This is a genomic window from Blastomonas aquatica (assembly GCF_014639875.1).
Taxonomy (GTDB): Bacteria; Pseudomonadota; Alphaproteobacteria; order Sphingomonadales; family Sphingomonadaceae; genus Blastomonas; species Blastomonas aquatica.
On sequence record NZ_BMGD01000003.1, the window covers coordinates 303,510 to 320,399 of the forward strand.

The 16,890-nt window shown below is 62.0% G+C and carries 20 protein-coding genes; 8 read left to right on the plus strand and 12 right to left on the minus strand.

What is annotated here, in order from left to right; translation table 11 throughout:
- Positions 1–78 precede the first annotated feature (78 nt).
- Together IEW00_RS09475 and IEW00_RS09480 are read left to right on the plus strand one after the other, a co-directional pair.
- On the plus strand, positions 79–948 hold the full coding sequence (locus IEW00_RS09475; RefSeq protein WP_188514159.1) for a 3-hydroxybutyryl-CoA dehydrogenase: 870 nt from the start codon (positions 79–81) through the stop codon (positions 946–948).
- Between the two features lie 84 nt (positions 949–1,032).
- Complete coding sequence (locus IEW00_RS09480) at positions 1,033–1,698, plus strand: DsbA family oxidoreductase (protein WP_188514160.1); 666 nt, start codon at positions 1,033–1,035, stop codon at positions 1,696–1,698.
- Between the two features lie 194 nt (positions 1,699–1,892).
- Here IEW00_RS09480 and IEW00_RS09485 read toward each other — a convergent pair whose 3' ends face one another.
- Both IEW00_RS09485 and mgtE read right to left on the minus strand, forming a co-directional pair.
- Positions 1,893–2,294, minus strand: a complete 402-nt coding sequence (locus IEW00_RS09485; protein WP_188514161.1) for a DUF1489 family protein — start codon at positions 2,292–2,294, stop codon at positions 1,893–1,895.
- 4 nt (positions 2,295–2,298) lie between these two features.
- Positions 2,299–3,726, minus strand: coding sequence for a magnesium transporter (gene mgtE, locus IEW00_RS09490; protein ID WP_188514162.1), 1,428 nt, complete (start codon positions 3,724–3,726; stop codon positions 2,299–2,301).
- Between the two features lie 170 nt (positions 3,727–3,896).
- On the opposite strand from mgtE, the gene IEW00_RS09495 reads away from it, so the two are divergent.
- Positions 3,897–4,349: a peptidylprolyl isomerase gene (locus tag IEW00_RS09495; protein WP_188514163.1), complete on the plus strand. Its 453-nt coding sequence runs from the start codon at positions 3,897–3,899 to the stop codon at positions 4,347–4,349.
- 49 nt (positions 4,350–4,398) lie between these two features.
- Here IEW00_RS09495 and IEW00_RS09500 read toward each other — a convergent pair whose 3' ends face one another.
- The 3 genes from IEW00_RS09500 to IEW00_RS09510 form a co-directional block, all read right to left on the minus strand.
- Positions 4,399–5,283: a LysR substrate-binding domain-containing protein gene (locus tag IEW00_RS09500; RefSeq protein WP_188514164.1), complete on the minus strand. Its 885-nt coding sequence runs from the start codon at positions 5,281–5,283 to the stop codon at positions 4,399–4,401.
- A 403-nt stretch (positions 5,284–5,686) separates the two neighbouring features.
- Positions 5,687–6,079: a DUF4112 domain-containing protein gene (locus tag IEW00_RS09505; RefSeq protein WP_188514572.1), complete on the minus strand. Its 393-nt coding sequence runs from the start codon at positions 6,077–6,079 to the stop codon at positions 5,687–5,689.
- Positions 6,080–6,155: 76 nt separating this feature from the next.
- Positions 6,156–7,622, minus strand: a complete 1,467-nt coding sequence (locus IEW00_RS09510) for an ABC transporter substrate-binding protein (protein ID WP_188514165.1) — start codon at positions 7,620–7,622, stop codon at positions 6,156–6,158.
- A 202-nt stretch (positions 7,623–7,824) separates the two neighbouring features.
- On the opposite strand from IEW00_RS09510, the gene IEW00_RS09515 reads away from it, so the two are divergent.
- A complete protein-coding gene (locus tag IEW00_RS09515; protein ID WP_229736930.1) occupies positions 7,825–8,247 on the plus strand; it encodes a glycine zipper 2TM domain-containing protein in 423 nt (140 codons plus the stop codon).
- A gap of 85 nt (positions 8,248–8,332) precedes the next feature.
- Here the strand turns inward: IEW00_RS09515 and glnA are convergent, their stop codons facing one another.
- From glnA to map, 3 genes are all read right to left on the minus strand, one after another.
- Positions 8,333–9,745, minus strand: a complete 1,413-nt coding sequence (gene glnA, locus IEW00_RS09520) for a type I glutamate--ammonia ligase (protein WP_188514166.1) — start codon at positions 9,743–9,745, stop codon at positions 8,333–8,335.
- A gap of 125 nt (positions 9,746–9,870) precedes the next feature.
- Complete coding sequence (locus IEW00_RS09525) at positions 9,871–10,209, minus strand: P-II family nitrogen regulator (RefSeq protein WP_188514167.1); 339 nt, start codon at positions 10,207–10,209, stop codon at positions 9,871–9,873.
- Positions 10,210–10,518: 309 nt separating this feature from the next.
- Positions 10,519–11,343, minus strand: a complete 825-nt coding sequence (map, locus tag IEW00_RS09530) for a type I methionyl aminopeptidase (protein WP_188514168.1) — start codon at positions 11,341–11,343, stop codon at positions 10,519–10,521.
- A 99-nt stretch (positions 11,344–11,442) separates the two neighbouring features.
- Here map and IEW00_RS09535 point away from each other — a divergent pair, with 99 nt between their 5' ends.
- Genes IEW00_RS09535 through IEW00_RS09545 form a run of 3 tightly spaced genes read left to right on the plus strand, consistent with a single transcriptional unit; the run spans position 11,443 to position 12,904 of the window.
- On the plus strand, positions 11,443–11,679 hold the full coding sequence (locus IEW00_RS09535; protein ID WP_188514169.1) for a type II toxin-antitoxin system Phd/YefM family antitoxin: 237 nt from the start codon (positions 11,443–11,445) through the stop codon (positions 11,677–11,679).
- Positions 11,676–12,071: a type II toxin-antitoxin system VapC family toxin gene (locus IEW00_RS09540; RefSeq protein ID WP_188514170.1), complete on the plus strand. Its 396-nt coding sequence runs from the start codon at positions 11,676–11,678 to the stop codon at positions 12,069–12,071. The genes IEW00_RS09535 and IEW00_RS09540 overlap by 4 nt, the downstream gene beginning before the upstream one ends.
- A gap of 56 nt (positions 12,072–12,127) precedes the next feature.
- A complete protein-coding gene (locus tag IEW00_RS09545; RefSeq protein WP_188514171.1) occupies positions 12,128–12,904 on the plus strand; it encodes a competence/damage-inducible protein A in 777 nt (258 codons plus the stop codon).
- On the opposite strand, the gene IEW00_RS09550 is transcribed toward IEW00_RS09545, so the two are convergent.
- Complete coding sequence (locus tag IEW00_RS09550; protein ID WP_188514172.1) at positions 12,905–13,222, minus strand: 2Fe-2S iron-sulfur cluster-binding protein; 318 nt, start codon at positions 13,220–13,222, stop codon at positions 12,905–12,907.
- Between the two features lie 106 nt (positions 13,223–13,328).
- On the opposite strand from IEW00_RS09550, the gene IEW00_RS09555 reads away from it, so the two are divergent.
- Positions 13,329–13,946 carry a DNA-3-methyladenine glycosylase family protein gene (locus IEW00_RS09555; RefSeq protein ID WP_188514173.1) on the plus strand — a complete coding sequence of 206 codons (618 nt, stop codon included), beginning with the start codon at positions 13,329–13,331 and terminating at the stop codon, positions 13,944–13,946.
- A 15-nt stretch (positions 13,947–13,961) separates the two neighbouring features.
- Here IEW00_RS09555 and IEW00_RS09560 read toward each other — a convergent pair whose 3' ends face one another.
- The 3 genes from IEW00_RS09560 to IEW00_RS09570 are packed head-to-tail and all read right to left on the minus strand — an operon-like array spanning position 13,962 to position 16,866.
- Positions 13,962–14,501: a hypothetical protein gene (locus IEW00_RS09560; protein ID WP_188514174.1), complete on the minus strand. Its 540-nt coding sequence runs from the start codon at positions 14,499–14,501 to the stop codon at positions 13,962–13,964.
- Complete coding sequence (locus IEW00_RS09565; RefSeq protein ID WP_188514175.1) at positions 14,498–16,057, minus strand: ABC transporter permease/substrate-binding protein; 1,560 nt, start codon at positions 16,055–16,057, stop codon at positions 14,498–14,500. Before IEW00_RS09565 ends, IEW00_RS09560 begins: the two co-directional genes overlap by 4 nt.
- Positions 16,054–16,866: an ATP-binding cassette domain-containing protein gene (locus IEW00_RS09570; protein WP_188514176.1), complete on the minus strand. Its 813-nt coding sequence runs from the start codon at positions 16,864–16,866 to the stop codon at positions 16,054–16,056. The genes IEW00_RS09565 and IEW00_RS09570 overlap by 4 nt, the downstream gene beginning before the upstream one ends.
- Between the last annotated feature and the right edge of the window lie 24 nt (positions 16,867–16,890).

Genomic DNA, 16,890 nt, shown 5'->3' on the forward strand with positions numbered 1-16,890 from the left:
TTCGATCCTAGCCAGAGACGAAATCATCGGTTATGCGGCGGGCCTATCCTATTCCTGCGGCACCAGAAAGAGGCACTTATGGACAAAATGGCAGTTATCGGCGCGGGCCAGATGGGCGCAGGGATTGCGCAGGTCAGCGCGCAGGCGGGCATCCACGTGTTCCTCTCCGACGTATCGGTCGAGCTTGCCGAAAAGGGCAAGGCGGGCATCGCCAAGCAGCTGGCGCGCGCGGTCGAGAAGGGCAAGCTCGAGGCGAACGATGCGGACGCTGCGCTGGCGCGGATCGAGCCGGTGGGTGACTATGCGCCGATGGCCGAGGCCGGCCTGATCATCGAGGCGGCAACCGAGCGCGAGGACATCAAGCGTACGATCTTCGAGAACGTCGGCAAGGTGCTGGCGTCCGATGCGATTCTGGCAAGCAACACCTCGTCGATCCCGATCACCCGGATGGCGGCCGCCACGACGGATGCGTCACGCTTTGTCGGCGTGCACTTCTTCAATCCGGTCCCGGTCATGGGGCTGATCGAGCTGATCCGGGGCCTTGCGACCTCTGACGCGACGGTCGATTTTGTCCGCGCTTACGCGGAGCGGATCGGCAAGCGCGTGGTGCAGGCCAACGATGCGCCGGGCTTCATCGTCAATCGCATCCTGCTGCCGATGCTCAACGAAGCGTGCTTCGCGCTGGGCGAGGGCGTGGCGACGATCGAAGACATCGACGCTGCGGTGCAATTAGGGCTCAACCACCCGATGGGTCCGCTGACGCTGGCCGATTTCATCGGGCTCGATACCTGCCTCAGCATCACGCAGGTGCTACACAGCTCGACCGGCGACCCCAAGTTCCGCCCTGCGCCCTTGCTGGTGAAATATGTCGAGGCCGGATGGCTGGGCCGGAAGGTCAAGCGCGGGTTCTATGACTATTCGGGCGAAACCCCGGTACCGACCCGCTGATCCGCCAGAAGGCTGACAGGCGCGCCAAAACACGGTATGCTTGCGCTTTCCGGGGCGCGCCGACAGCCTTTTAGGAGATCTTCAATGACCGCCCATCCGCTCAAGATCGATATCGTGTCCGACGTGGTCTGCCCGTGGTGCATCATCGGCTACAAGCAGCTGCGAAAGGCGCTCGAAATTATCGGTGATGAGGTTGAGCCGCAGATCACCTGGCACCCGTTCGAGCTCAACCCCCAAATGGCGCCCGAGGGCGAGGCGATCTCAGAGCATGTCGCGCGCAAGTACGGTGCGTCGCCCGAACAGAGCGCAGCCAACCGCTCGCGGCTGCAGGAAACCGGCGATAGGCTGGGTTTTGCGTTCAACCACAGCCCCGGAATGCGGATCTACAACACCTTCAAGGCACACCAGCTGCTCACCTGGGCCGGCGAAACCCAGGGTAGCGACGCGCAGACGCGGCTGAAGATGGCGTTTTTTGCGGCGTATTTTCAGGACAATCGCGATGTCAGCGATGAAGACGTGCTGCTCAATGTCGTCGCCGATGTCGGGCTGGATCCGGAAGATGGCCGCGCGGTGCTCAACGACCCCGACAACGAAGCTGCGGTCCGTTCGCATCTCGATCACTGGATCGAACAGGGCATCAGCGGTGTTCCGGCGATCATCTTCGACGGCAAATACCTGGTCCCCGGCGCGCAGGAAGCCGAGACCTTCGTCAACGTGATCCGCAAGGTCCGCGAAAAGGCGATGGCTTGAGGCGATGAACCGGAGGTCTCCCACCAACCTCCGCTCAGCATGAGCCTGTCAGAGGCCCCGCGGTCCGTTAGATACGTCGTCACCCTGAACTTGTTTCAGGGCCCATTTCTCTCAACGTAGCTTCAGTGATCGGGGCACTATGGCTCCTGAAACAAGTTCAGGATGACGAAAAAGGGAGGACATTTGGCAGCCTCTCAAACCAACCCTAATCTTGCCAGTTCGCCCAGCATATCTGCCGGCATCGCATCGACATCGGCGCTGCCGTCGCCCAAATCCGCAGGTGCATCGGCTTCCTCAAGATAGCGCCAGCCCTGGTGCGCGCGGCGGGGGATGGACTGCACTGCGATCAGCCGGGGCTCGATCCTGATCCAGTAGCGGCCCTGGCCGTTGTCCATGAAGCCGAGCAGCGGACTGCGGCCGATAATCGCCTTGTTGAAGATCCAGAACAGCGATCCACCCGCCATCTCCTCGTGCCGCTTGGGCATATAGCGTGTGGTCAGCCGTGCCTCCCCGAGCGGAGCATGGCTCTCGATCCATTGCCGCAGCGAAGTCACGCTGGTCGCGCCGAACGCGATCTTGGTCATCCCGAGCGCCATGGCTTCAGAAACTCGCTAGGCCGCTGGCGACAGCGAGGCCCAGAAACGCCAGAAAGCCCATCGAATCGGTGATCATGGTGACGAACACCGAGCTGGCGACCGCAGGGTCCTGTTCAAGCCGGTCGAGGGTGACCGGCACAATGACACCCGCCATGCCTGCAATGATGATGTTGACGAGGATCGCCACCGCGATCACCCCGCCCAGCATCACGTCGGCGAACACGAGCGCGGTTCCGATCCCGGTCAGCACCGCAACTGTGGCACCGTTGAGCACCGCGATCCGCAGTTCGCGTGCCACGATGCGCCGGGTGTTCGATTCGGTGAGCTGGTTCATCGCCAGCGCGCGAACCGCGACCGCCATGGTCTGCGTGCCGGCATTGCCGCCGACCGACGCCACGATCGGCATCAGCACCGCGAGCGCGACAAGTTGCTCGATCGCGCCGCCGAACAGAGCGATGATGCTGCTGGCGACCAGCGCGGTGCCCAGGTTGGCGATCAGCCAGCGCACCCGGCTGCTGTACGACTGGCGGATCGGTTCGTTGATGTCGCCTTCGCCCGCGCCGGACATCCGCAGGATATCCTCGCCTGCCTCTTCCTGGACGATGTGGATGATGTCATCGACGGTGATCTGGCCGACGAGGCGTCCTGCGCCGTCGATCACCGCGGCCGAGATAAGCGCATATTTCTGGAAGCGCAGCGCGACCTCTTCCTGATCCATATCGGTGGGGATCAGCGTCTGGTCGCGCTTCATCACATCGGCAAGCGCGATATGCCGGGGGGTGCGCAGGATCCAGCTGAGCTGGCAGGTGCCGACCGGGCGATGCTGCGGGTCGACGATGAAGATTTCCCAGAACTCGGTGGTCAGATCGGCATGTTCGCGCAGGTAATCGATCAGCTGGCCGACGTTCATATGCTCCGGCACCGCGACCAGATCGCGTTGCATCAGGCGACCGGCGGATTCCTCGGGGAACGAGAGCGCATCGACGATCGCGGCGCGATCGGCCGGTTCCAGCTCGGCGAGCACCGCGCGCTGGTCGGCCTCCTCCATCTCCTCGATGATCGCGACCGCGTCGTCGGTCTCGAGTTGCCCGGCCAGTTCCGCCACCTGCGCTGCGGGTAGGGCGTCGATCACGTCGTCGCGGACATAATCGTTGAGCTCGGTCAGCACATCGGCGCCCAGCAGATCGGTGATTGCGCGTGCCAGCGGCCCGCGATACTCGCGCTGCACCAGCTCGAACAGATCGGCGATGTCGGCGGGATGCAGCGGCTCTACCAGATCATAGACGGTCTCCTCCTCACCCTCGTCCAGCGCGTTGCATACCTGGCTGACGAAGCCGGGCAGCAGCCGGTTATCGTCGTCCAGGCTGGTGCTGGCATCAGAGCCATCATGGGGTGCGTAGTCGCGGAGCTGGGCATCGGTCTGTTCGGTCACATGCCGCTCCTTTCTGGCTGGGTGAGGGTGCGCCCGGGGCGCAATCGCCAGTGTGTGGCGGTTCGCACCTGCAAAAGCAATCCCGATACGGTGGGTGTTGGCAGGGGTGACATTCGCCTGCGCGTCGCTATATCGGCCGCACCAATTCTCGTGCCATCAAAGGACTGCATATGACCGCTGAGACGCTTACCCTTCACCTTCAGGACGGCGGCGATGTCGTCATCAAGCTGCGCCCCGACCTCGCTCCCGGCCACGTCGAGCGCATCGTCGAACTCGCCAACGAAGGCTTCTACAACGGCGTGAAGTTCCACCGCGTGATCGCAGGCTTCATGGCGCAGGGTGGCTGCCCCAACGGCACCGGCACCGGCGGATCGAAGAAGCCCGATCTGAAGCAGGAATTCAACGACGAACCCCATGTCGAAGGCATCTGCTCGATGGCGCGCACGATGGACCCGAACAGCGCGAACAGCCAGTTCTTCATCTGCCTCGCCGATGCAGGCTTTCTCGATCGCCAGTACACCGTCTGGGGCCAGGTTGTCGAAGGTATGGAACACGTTCATGCGCTTCCCAAGGGTGAACCGCCGGCAAAGCCTGGTGTGATCGCATCGGCAACGGTGGCCTGATCTGCTAATCTAAGATTGAAGAAGCCCTCCTGGAAACGGGAGGGCTTTTTTATATGTCTGCCTCGACCAGCCAGTCGTGGAACAGCCGCACGGCGCGGGTTTCCAGTGCGCGCGGCTTGCACACGAACCAATAGCTATACGGGCTTTCGACCCGTACATCGAACAGCTTGGCCAGCCTTTTATCGCCCGAGCGGGTGAGGTGATCGTCATGCATGATCGCGATCCCCAGCCCTTGCGCGGCGGCTTCGAGCATCAACGGTCCGCTGTCGATATGATCGATTGACGCAGGCTGCAGATCATTGAGTTGCAGCGCCTGCTTCCAGGCATCGAACGATTCCGGCATGTCGTTGTGGATCAGGATCGTCTGGCGGTTGAGTTGTGCCAGATCGGGGGTCGATCCCAGGCTCTCGACCAGCTCCGCCGAGGCAATGGCGTAGACATAGTTGCGATCGAGCCGTACCGAGTGCAGCGCAGGATCGGGGTTTTCAGACAGGATGATCGCGGCATCGAGCGTATCGCCCAGCCGGGCCTCGCCATGGCCGGACGTATCGACATCAATGTGCAGCAGCGGATACAGCCTGCGCAATTCGCCCAGCCGCGGGACGAGCCGCTGGCTGCCGAACAGCGGCAACATGCCAAGCCTCAGACGCAGTACCCGGCTATCATCCATGTGCGCGGCGACCGCATCGGCCAGTGCGTCGATTGCAGGAGCGACACTGGCGAACAAGGCTTCGCCTGCTTCATTGAGCTTGAGCTGCTGGTTATGCCGTTTGAACAATTTCTTGCCGACAAAGTCTTCAAGCCCGCCAATCCGGCGACTCAACGCCGAAGGGGAGAGCGCAAGTTCGCTGGCGGCCGCTTTCGCAGAGCCGAGTCGCGCGACGCGCAAAAACGCTTCGAGGGATCGCAGGGGGGGAAGTCTTCGCATGGCCATAGTCGACCGCATTATTGCACTGCAGCGGAAATGTGCAATTGCAAATGTCGCGAGCAGTGCGGTTTTGCGTCACTTCAGTTGCACTCTTTGCAACTTTGGCGGGTTATTTCGCACTTGCACAATCAGGGCCACTGACCCATATTGATCATGCCTTTCAGGCATCCTCTCCTAAAAACTTTATCGGGTCAGCCTTCGGGCTGGCCCTTTTTTTTGCTTATTGGAGCCTGCAGCGGGGGCCTAACCAATTGCATCGGACTTGGCAAACCCTTTGATTTCGTTGGGGTTCACGGTGTCAGGAGGGTCATATCTTTGCACACGATTGCAAAGTCTGGCTGTCTACCGGTGTCATCGAGGCGCGGCAGATCGGTCGCGACGTTTGCTGAAAAGTGATTCGGTTCGCGACTCACCCCTCGATCACGCGTGCACAAGGATGGTGCTTGTCGAGGTGCTTGCGGATTATTTTGAGATTGCGGGTGTTTGACCGCCAGAAAAGGTCGAAGACATCGCCTGCGATCGGCACCGCACCCAAAAGACTGTCGAAACCGACATTGGCCGCCATCCGCATCAACTGAAATTTTGACATGCCCAGGTTGCGCGCTTCCCAGACGATATACAGCCCCATCGCGCCAGTAATTATATCGCCAACCACCGGCACCAGCCCCAGCGCGAAGTCGAGGCCAACCTTGCGGGACATACCCGGCAGGGTAAAGCTGCGTTCCAGCACCTGCTCCATCATCTCGATCCGTTTGCGGATCGCTGCTGGATCGTTTCCGATCGCGGCTGCCATCAGCTTCATCTGGGCCGCCTTGATCTGCTGTATCTGTTCAGGCCGGATCGTCTTCATCGTTCACTCCCAAGCCCCTTGCGCCTGCTTATCTGGGGATGGCGACCAGGTCGGGCAAGGCGTGCCAGCCATCGGCAGTAATCGCAAACCCTGGGACATTCCCGGCAACCAGCGAAAACCGCACCGGTGCACCCAGCGGGATGTAGATGTTGGCACTGGTCATCGACAGTTCCGCCTCGGCCATTTTCTGTGCGCGGATTGCTGGGTCCACCGCCCGGCGTGCGTGCGCCAGCAGCACATCGCCATCCTTGTCGCATACTGGGCGCACCGAACAGGCCAGCTGATTGAGGAACCATGAAGGTTGGCGGTGCCGCGCGACCGCATCAATCAGGCGCAAATCCGCTGTGTCCTTCAAACCGACCATGCGGCTTTCCAGCCCGATCTGCGCCAGGTCGCGCCTGAGCCGCGCAAAAACCAGTCGGCTGCCAGGACCTTCAGGCATGGCGATACGCAGCGCATCTTGCGATCCTGATTGCTCCTGACGCCAGCGGATGACCCGCCCGCGGGCCAGGTCGCGCCGTTCGTCCAGCGAGAGGTTTGCCCAGCGATCTCCCACTAAAGGCGTATAGCGATCAAGCCCCAACGGAATGATCCGGGTCAGCGTCTGCCACTGGCGAATGCCCAGTGGCGTCATCAACGCATCGCGATCGATCGCAAGACCGATTGCCTCGCGGTTGGCAGGATCGCCCAGAAAGCCGCGCTCGTTCACCGCCAGCAGTCCGAACAACCCGATCACCGGGTCCGCGCGCACCGCATTGTCGGGCACTGACGCCGCACTCAGATAGGGCAGGTGCTCGAAGCGACCGCCCAGCACCATGGTTGTCTCACCCATCGAAAACCGAGCGATCGCGTGCGCCGCGTTTTCGGTGCGGACCTGCAGAGGGCGGACCGGGCGGCGCTGCTCTGGTTCGATCGAGTCATCGACCCGTTCGGTAAGAAGGGTCCAATATTGCTGCCTGTCGGCAACGAGCGGCCCGGTGCCGCGCCCGCTGCGCCGGATACCCAACTCCGGCAACGCGAGGATACGTAGCAGATCTGGCTGCGGTGCGAGCAGACGGATCTCGATTACCCGCCCGGTCATCGATCGGATATCGCGCACCACGATGGTATCCGCGCCGATCGCGCTGCGGGCTTCGATATTCAGTCGGCGTCGCAATGCTGCCGCGACGTGCTCGGATGTCACGACGTCGCCGTTTTCCCAGCGGGCATTGCGCAGGCGAAAGATATAGCTCAGGCCATCGTCGGTGACGATCCAGCGTTCGGCCAGTGCGGGAACGATGTTTCCCAACGAATCCAGCCGGACCAGTCCTTGCGATGTCGCGGCGCGCAAATACTCTGCCGCAGGCGCAAGCTCGGCGGCATCGAGGTTGTTCACCGGCGATGAATCGATGATCGAAATCCCCAGTGGCGACGTATCCGAACCGCTGCACCCCGCCAGCAGCAACACTGCAGCGGTGGTGCAAGTCCCGATCGTCCTTGCCAAAACGCCTGTCATGTCTTGTCTCTCACCGTCGTGCCGCTTTTTGTGGAGATAGCAGGACGTAAGCATAGCGACAACGCGGCGTTGACGCAGTTGTCGCGCCTGATGGTGGCACGAGCAAGCTGGTACAGTTCGTGTTGGTGCGACGAAAATTGTCCCGAACGGGAACGGATTGCCGCCATGAGGCGTCCCTTTGTCAGTTAAAGCGAGGAACATCATGACAATGTTTAGCAAGAAGACATGGGCCCTGGGAGCAGCGCTGGCGGCGGCGACAGTGGTAAGTGGATGCGCCGGCGGTGGCTTTGGCAACCGTGGTGGTTCGAATTTCCGTCAATTTGATTATAATCGTCCCGACCCCGCCTACGGCGGTTATGACGCCGGACGGTATTATCGGGAAAACCCGCGTCAGCGCGAGCGGCGGCTGAGCAACAACGACCGCGTGTATCGTGGGCAGGACGGCCGGTATTATTGCCGTCGTCCAGATGGCACCACGGGCCTGATCGTTGGCGGCCTTGCCGGGGGTGCGCTCGGCAATGTGATCGCACCGGGTGGATCGAGCACGCTTGGGACCATTCTGGGAGCTGCCGGTGGAGCAGTTGCCGGACGCGCAGTCGATCGCAGTGGCGCGCGTTGCCGCTGATCGCGGCACGCACACCCTGCTCACTTAACAAAAAAGCGCCCCGGGTTTCCCGAGGCGCTTTTTTGTTAAGTGAGCAGGTAAAAGCTTACCAGCTGTAGTACATGTCGAATTCGACCGGCGAAGGCGTGGTTTCCCAACGCGAGACTTCAGCCCACTTCATCTCGATATAGGCTTCGATCTGGTCCTTGAGGAACACATCGCCCTTGAGCAGGAAGTCGTGGTCGGCGATCAGCGAGTCGAGTGCTTCGCGCAACGATGCGCAGACGGTCGGCACTTCCTTCAGCTCTTCGGGCGGCAGGTCGTACAGGTTCTTGTCCATCGCCTCGCCGGGATGGATCTTGTTCTGGATGCCATCGAGGCCCGCCATCAGCAGCGCCGAATAGCACAGATACGGGTTGGCCATCGCGTCGGGGAAGCGGAATTCCACGCGCTTGGCCTTTTCGCCGGTGCCATAAGGGATGCGGCACGACGCCGAGCGGTTGCGGCTCGAATATGCCAGCAGCACAGGCGCTTCGAAGCCGGGCACCAGACGCTTGTAGCTGTTGGTGGTCGGATTGGTGAACGCGTTGAGCGCCTTGGCGTGCTTGATCACGCCGCCGATGAAGTACAGGCACATATCCGACAGCCCGGCATAGCCGTTTCCGGCGAACAAAGGCTTGCCTTCCTTCCAGATCGAGATGTGGGTGTGCATGCCCGATCCATTGTCCTGCTTGATCGGCTTGGGCATGAACGTCGCGGTCTTGCCATAGGCCTGCGCGACCATGTGGACGACATACTTGTAGATCTGCATGCGGTCGGCGGTTTCGGTCAGCGTGCCGAAAGTGAGGCCGAGTTCGTGCTGCGCGGCGGCGACTTCATGGTGGTGCTTGTCGCAGGGCAGGCCCATTTCGAGCATGGTGCTGACCATTTCGGCGCGGATGTCGACAACGCTGTCGACCGGAGCCACGGGGAAGTAACCGCCCTTGGCGCGCGGGCGGTGGGCAAGATTGCCGCTTTCATAGGTGCGGCCCGAGTTCGTCGGCAACTCGATGTCGTCGATCGCGAACATCGATCCGGCATAGCCGTCCGAGAAACGCACATCGTCGAACATGAAGAATTCGGCTTCGGGGCCGACATAGACGGTGTCGCCGATGCCGGTCGACTGCAGATAGGCCTCGGCGCGCTTGGCGGTGCTGCGCGGATCGCGAGCATACAATTCGCCGGTACCGGGCTCGACGATGTCGCAGAACAGGATGAGCATCGGGTCGGCCGAGAACGGATCGATATAGGCCGCGTCCATGTCGGGACGCAGGATCATGTCGGATTCGTTAATCGCCTTCCAGCCCTCGATCGAAGAACCGTCGAACATCAGGCCATCTTCGAGTTCGTCCTCGCCAATGACGCGGGCGCACATCGTGAGGTGCTGCCATTTGCCCTTGGGATCGGTGAAGCGAACATCGACCCACTCAATCTCGTTTTCCTTGATCATTGCCAGAATGTCTTTGGCGGTCTTTGCCATGTTAGCTTTCCCTCTTCTTGATGTCTGGTCTGGGCCCGTTTCCCGGCCCCCCCTCTGGTGGAACTGACGTGTGTTCTTGCGGCCTTGCGAAAGCAGGCCTCTCCTGAATGCGCGTGCCCTGTAGGTCAGACCGCGTCGTTATCGCGTTCACCCGTGCGGATGCGCAAAGCGGTTTCCACTGGGATCACGAAAATCTTGCCGTCGCCGATGCGGCCGGTCTGCGCCGCCGCTGCGATCGCCTCGACCACACGGACAGCGAGCGCGTCATCAACAACCACTTCCAGCTTCACCTTGGGGAGAAAGTCGACGATGTATTCGGCACCGCGATACAATTCGGTATGGCCCTTCTGCCGTCCAAAGCCCTTGGCCTCGGTAACAGTGATTCCCGAGACGCCGACTTCGTGGAGCGCTTCCTTCACTTCGTCGAGTTTGAAGGGTTTGATGATCGCCTCGATCTTTTTCATGTGTTCCAGATCATCCTGTGCTCGGCTGACCGGCCCCAGGGCGGGGCAGGGCGCTGATGGGAGAGAGCGGCTCGGTTTGTCCCGTGCCGCCGTGACATTGCGCGGAAAAGCCGGACAGGCGCATGACGCCCCTCCCGAGTCCCCCTTTGTCTGCTACCAAACAATTAACGTGCCAAGACGCAAACCGCTACAATTGCTTGGCCCGATCGCAACATTATTACGAGCCATGATGGAAATGCGGGCAGGCGGTATCGGAGTTGCCTATATTTTGTGCAGGTTACGGTGCCAGCCAATCCAGTCAGGCTGTCATCAATAGGGCGGGCGATCAAGCCCTGCGGGGCTCTTGGTGAAAATCTCGCAACCGGTTTCGGTGATGCCGATTGAGTGTTCGAACTGCGCCGAGAGCGACCGATCGCGGGTTACGGCGGTCCAGCCATCTTCCAGCATCTTCACCGCCGGCTTGCCGATATTGATCATTGGTTCGATGGTGAAGAACATTCCGGGCTTGAGTTCGGGGCCAGTGCCGGGGCGTCCGGCGTGGACGACTTCGGGTGCGTCGTGGAACAACCGTCCAAGGCCATGACCGCAGAAATCGCGGACGACGCCATAACGGTGCTTCTCGGCGAACGCCTGGATGGCGTGCGCGACATCGCCCATCCGGTTGCCGGGCCTGGCCTGCTCGATCCCGAGCATCAGGCATTCGTACGTCACATCGACCAACCGCCGCGCCTTCACGCCAACATCGCCGATCAGATACATCCGGCTGGTATCACCGTGCCAGCCATCGAGGATCGGGGTGACATCGACGTTGATGATGTCGCCGTCCTTGAGCTTGCGATCTGCCGGGATGCCGTGGCACACGACATGGTTGATCGAGGTGCAACAGCTATGCGTGAATCCGCGATAGCCCAATGTCGCAGGAATTCCGCCGCCGGCTATCATCAGTTCGCGCGCCTTGGCGTCTATCTCTGCGGTGGTGACGCCTTCGACCACGAAGGGCGCAAGCGCATCGAGCACCGAGGCGGCGAGTTGCCCGGCCTTGCGCATGCCCTCGAAGCCTTCAGGCCCATGCAGCTTGATGGTGCCATCGCGCATCGGCGTATCGGCGTTCGTTACATTCACATACTGGTTCATGGTGATTCCATATAGGGGACGGGGGCCACTTTTGCGACCCGGGAATGCAGTGGACTTAGTCCGTTGACTTAGTCCGGTCAATGGGCTAGCCTCGATATCATGACTAGCATCGTCAACGTCCACGACGCCAAGACCCACTTTTCCAAGCTGCTCGACCGCGCGCATGCGGGCGAGGAGATCATCCTCGCCAAGGCGGGCACGCCTTATGCGCGCCTCGTGCCGCTGGAAAAGCCGAAGGTGGAACGGCGGCCTGGGCGGCTGAAGCTGAAGACCCCCATACCGGACGCGTTTTTCTTTGATCCCTTGCCCGAGGAAGAACTCCGGGCCTGGGAATGACCGATTACCTGTTCGACACCCATGCGCTCGTCTGGTGGTGGACGGGCGACACGGCCCTGCCAGAAGATGTTGCTCGGGTCATCGGTGACCAGAGGAATGCCATCTATGTCAGCGCGGTTTCCGCCTGGGAGATCGCGACCAAATGCCGGATCGGAAAATGGCAGGCTGCCGTCCCGGTGTTCGAGAATTTCGAGGAGCTGGCGGCGGCCGATGGTTTCGGTGAACTAAGCGTCACCGTTCTAAATGGACTACTCGCAGGATCGCTTCCCGGCGAACACCGCGACCCCTTCGACCGCATGATTGCGGCGCAGGCCATCCACGACGAACTTGTGGTCATCACCCGCGATCCGGCGCTGGCCAGCCTAGGCTGCGCGACCTTCTGGGCCGATTGACGTCCGCCGCCAACGAACCGCTTGCGCGCTCCACGCCACGCGCTAAACACCGGCGGATGACAGCAGACGCCCCCGCCCAAACCCCCCGCATCTGGACCGCCGCGCTGATCGTGATCGGCGATGAGATTCTCTCTGGCCGCACCCAGGACAAGAACGTCGCGCAGGTGGCAACCTGGCTGAACGTGCAGGGGATAAGGCTCAAGGAAGTCCGCGTTGTCGCCGACGACATGGACGCGATCGTCGAAGCGGTGAACCTGCTGCGTGCGCGCAACGACTATCTGTTCACCACCGGCGGCATCGGTCCGACGCATGACGACATCACCGTCGATGCGATCGCGCAGGCGCTCGAGGTCGATGTCGTGATCCATCCCGTCGCAAGGGCGATGCTCGATGGCTATTACGCGACCCGCGGCGGACTGACCGAAGGGAGGCTGCGGATGGCGCGGGTACCCGATGGCGCTGAACTGATCGAAAACCGCATGTCGGGCGCCCCGGGCATCCGCATTGGCAATCTGTTCCTGATGGCGGGCGTTCCGCATATCACCGCGGGCATGCTCGATGCGCTGACCGGAACGCTCGAGGGCGGGCTGCCGCTGCTGTCGGTGACGCTAGGGTGCTGGGTCGCCGAAAGCGAAGTCGCCGATCTTCTCGGCAGCACCGAACGTGCACACGAAGGCTGCCAGATCGGCAGCTATCCGTTTTTCCGCGAAGGCCGGGTGGGCGCGAATTTCGTCATCCGCTCGACCGATCAGGTGCGGCTTGATGCCTGCGCCTTGGCGCTGACGTCGGCGCTGGAAGCCACCGGGCGCGAGGTCACGCCCGGCGGGATCTGATCAATCTTCAGGTGCGATGGCGACCTTGAGGCCATCGAGCGCTGCGGTCATCTGAATCTGGCACGACAGCCGCGAGGTCGCATTGCGGTGATCCGAACTGTCGAGCAGGTCGTCCTCATCCGCGCTGACCGGGGGCAGCTTGTCGGTCCAGTCGGCATCGACATGGACATGGCAGGTTGCGCACGAGCAGCATCCGCCGCACAGCGCCAGCAGCTCGTCCAAGCCATTGTCGCGGATCGCTTCCATCACCGACAGACCGGTATCGGCCTCGATGGTGCTTTCTTCTCCGGCGCGGTTGACGACGATCAGCTTTGGCATGGAAACTCCCCAAGATTATGAGCGAGGCTATAGCCCCCGCAAACGTCGCTGCTATGATCAACCGGGCGCCCGAATGCAAGCGGCGGATGTGAGAGGGACTGCAGTTATGGGATTGACCGCCGAGCAGCTGGGCGAGGGGCTTGATGCCGTCGCAGCGCATGAACCCGCCATCGCCCGCGCGCTTGAAATTGCAGGCTACCCCGAACCTCGCATTCGCTCACGGGGTTACGCGACGTTGCTGCGGACCATCGTCGGCCAGCAGGTCAGCGTCGCTTCGGCGGCGTCGGTGTGGAACAAGCTCGAAGCGGCGCTGGGTGAGGGGTGTGCCCCTGATGCGCTGATCGCGGCAGATTTCGATGCGCTACGCGCCTGTGGCATGTCGCGGCAGAAACAGGGCTATGCCCGCTCGCTCGCCGAGCTGGTGATGTCCGGTGCGCTCGATCTGGAAAACCTGCCCGCCGATGACGAGGCCGCGATAGCCGAGCTGGTGCGGATCAAGGGCATCGGGCGTTGGTCTGCGGAAATCTACCTGCTGTTCGCCGAGGGGCGGCGCGACATCTGGCCTGCGGGTGATCTTGCAGTGCAGGTCGGGATCGAGCGGATCCTCGCGCTTGGCGAGCGGCCGTCTGAGAAGCAGACCCGTGCGCTTGCCGAGCCTTGGTCACCGCACCGCGGCGCGATCGCCATTCTCACCTGGCATTGCTACAACAACGCCGCGCTATAGTGCAGGGGTTGATCGTCAGCCCTTGAACAGGACGCGGCCACTGGCCAGCCGTTCGCGGCTCAACGCGGTTACTTCCTTGAGGAAGCTGGTCGGCTTTTTGAAGTATTTGCTTTCTGGGTTGACCTTGAGGCCCGCCGCCGTCGCTACATCGCCGATAAAGTGCACGCAGTTAGCGGTGTTGAGATTATAGCTCTTCTGCTTTTTGTTGCGCCATTTGTCGGTCACTGCCATCACCGAGCGATACTCGGCATCGGTCAGTTCATACGTGAAATGCGCGTTGGAATTGGCGATGTATTTGGGCTTGGCCACATGGATTTCGCCCTGAACCCAGCCAAACAGAATGCTCGGCCCGGTGCTGGTCGCGGTGAACCCGACATTGGTGTCGACCACTTCTCCAGTGGAATCGACCTTGCCTTTCAACGTTGCGAAAGCGTGGGGGAACTGGCTGCCCAGCTCGTGGCTGTAGAAGGTGATGGTGACCCGTGCATGGGCGACATTGGCCCAGCCGAGCAGCGGGACGATCAGAAAGGTGAGCAGCAGTCGCTTGAGCATCATGGGGTCTTTCCTTGGGATGGCGTGCGGAGCATCCGATCGAGCCACGCGGCCGAATCAGCCGGACTTTGCTTGTTGTCGTCCCTATCGACGCGATAATTGGCCTCACGCATTTTTTCCACAGCGATTGCGCCCACCAGCGGTTCGAGCGCCTCGACCAATCGCGCGTCGCGGGCGGCTGACCGGCTGACCATCAGGATCGCATCATATGGCGGGATCGCGCCCCTGGGATCATCCAGCACGACAAATCGGTTGGCGGCGATCCTGCCATCAGACGAAAACGCCGAGATGATATCCGCTTCCCCGAGGGACAGCGCGCGGTACATGAAGGTTGGCTCGAATGACCGCCTGCCCTTGAAACGCAGCGGGTAGGCAGCCTGCACCATCTGCCATTCGGGCCGCTCCAGAAACTCGACATCGGTGCCGAAGACGAATTGCGGGGCAACGCGCACCACGTCATCGAGCGTGCGCAGGCCCAGGCGCTTGGCATCGTCGGGGCGAACGGCAAAGGCGTAAGTGTTTTCAAAGCCCAGCGGTCCGACCACCCGGACGCCATGCTGCGCGTTGGTCCAGCGGGTAATCTCGGCGAGCATGTCGGCGCGCGGCTCGGGGTCCTGGCGTTGCATCTCGTTGGTCCAGATCGTTCCGGCATAATCGACAAGGACCTGAACTTCATCGGTTGCAAGTGCGCGGAATACCACCGCACTCCCCAGTCCTTCGCGATAGCGCACTTCGTATCCCGCTGCCTCGAGCCGCCGTCCAATCAGCCGGGCGAGCACATATTGCTCTGAAAAGCGCTTGGCACCGATGGTCACCACGGGCCGGTCGGGCGACGGCGCAGGCCATAGAGCGAGCGCGAGCCCTGCTGCCAGAGCAACTCCCGCCAGCCAGATGCGCAGGTGCTTGCGCCATCGGATTCCGCTTTCGATCACCCCCAGCAGCAGATCGACGCTGATCGCCAGCAATGCAGCGGCAATACATCCGGCAAGGACCAGCGACCAGTTCTGCGTCTGCAGCCCGGCAAAGATCAGATCGCCCAGGCTGGGCTGGCCCACGGTGGTCGACAGGGTTGCAGCTCCGATCGTCCACACCGCAGCGGTGCGCACACCGGCCATGATTGTCGGGGACGCCAGCGGCGCCTCGACCAGCCACAGCTTCTGCAGGCTTGTCATGCCGACCCCATCTGCGGCCTCGACCATCGCGGGCTCGACCGATCTGAGACCGGTAATTGCGTTTCGCAGGATCGGCAGCAACGCATACAGCGCTAGCGCAAGCAGCGAGGGCAGAAAGCCCAGCGGCGAGATCGCATCGCCGAAGACGGCAGACAGTGCGAGCAACAGCGGGAAGAACAGGGCAAGCAGCGCCAGTGCGGGGATGGTCTGGATCAGGCCGGCAAATCCCAGGGTCACGCCGGCCACGGTGCGGTTGCGAGCCGAGAGGATCGCCAGCGGCAGCGCGACGAGCAGACCCAGTCCAAGCGCGGCAAAGCTCAGTTGGACGTGCTGGGCAAGCAGGTCGAGGATGCGGGGCCAGTCCTGGTTGAACAATCCCTGGTTCATGGCTGAGGTTGCATGTTTCGCATCGCGGTTATCCGGTCGGCCTGCAGCCTTGGCACCGCGACCAGCGCTTCGGCTTCCGGTCCGCACTGGCCGGCGATCATTTCGGCGGGGCTGGCATCCGCGACGATGCGCCCGCTGGCCATCACCCAGATCCGATCGGCAAACAGCAGGGCTTCGGCCATGTCATGCGTTACCATGATGGTGGTCAGGCCCAGCCGTTCATGCAGCGCGCGATACTGTTCGCCCAGTGCTTCGCGGGTGACCGGATCCAGCGCGCCGAAGGGTTCGTCCATCAGCATAAGCCCGGGCTCCCCCGCCAGCGCTCGGGCGACCCCGACCCGCTGCTGCTGCCCGCCAGAGAGCTGCTCGGGCAACCGGGTAGCGAAATCGCGGGGCAGATCCACCAGATCGAGCAGCGCAGCGACCTGGTCGTCGGGCAACGGTTTGCGGCTCGCGATGCGGGACCCGATGCCGATATTCTGTGCCACGTTCATGTGCGGAAACAGGCCGATGTTCTGGAACACGTACCCGATCGAGCGGCGCAATTCGTGCTGTTCGCGTTCGAGCACATCCTGGCCATCGATTCGCACCGATCCGGCATCGGGCTCGACCAGGCGGTTGACCGCCTTGACCAGCGTGGATTTGCCCGATCCCGACGATCCGACAATGGCAACGAAAGTGCCCGGCAAAATAGTCGCGCTCACCGCATCGATAGCGACGACACTGCCATAATGCTTGCTGACACCCTCGAACGCTACGGCAGGGCCATGTGCGCAGAGGGTGGAAGGAAAGGGAGCAGTGGGGGCCATGCAAGGAAGCTTATAGGCGGCGGT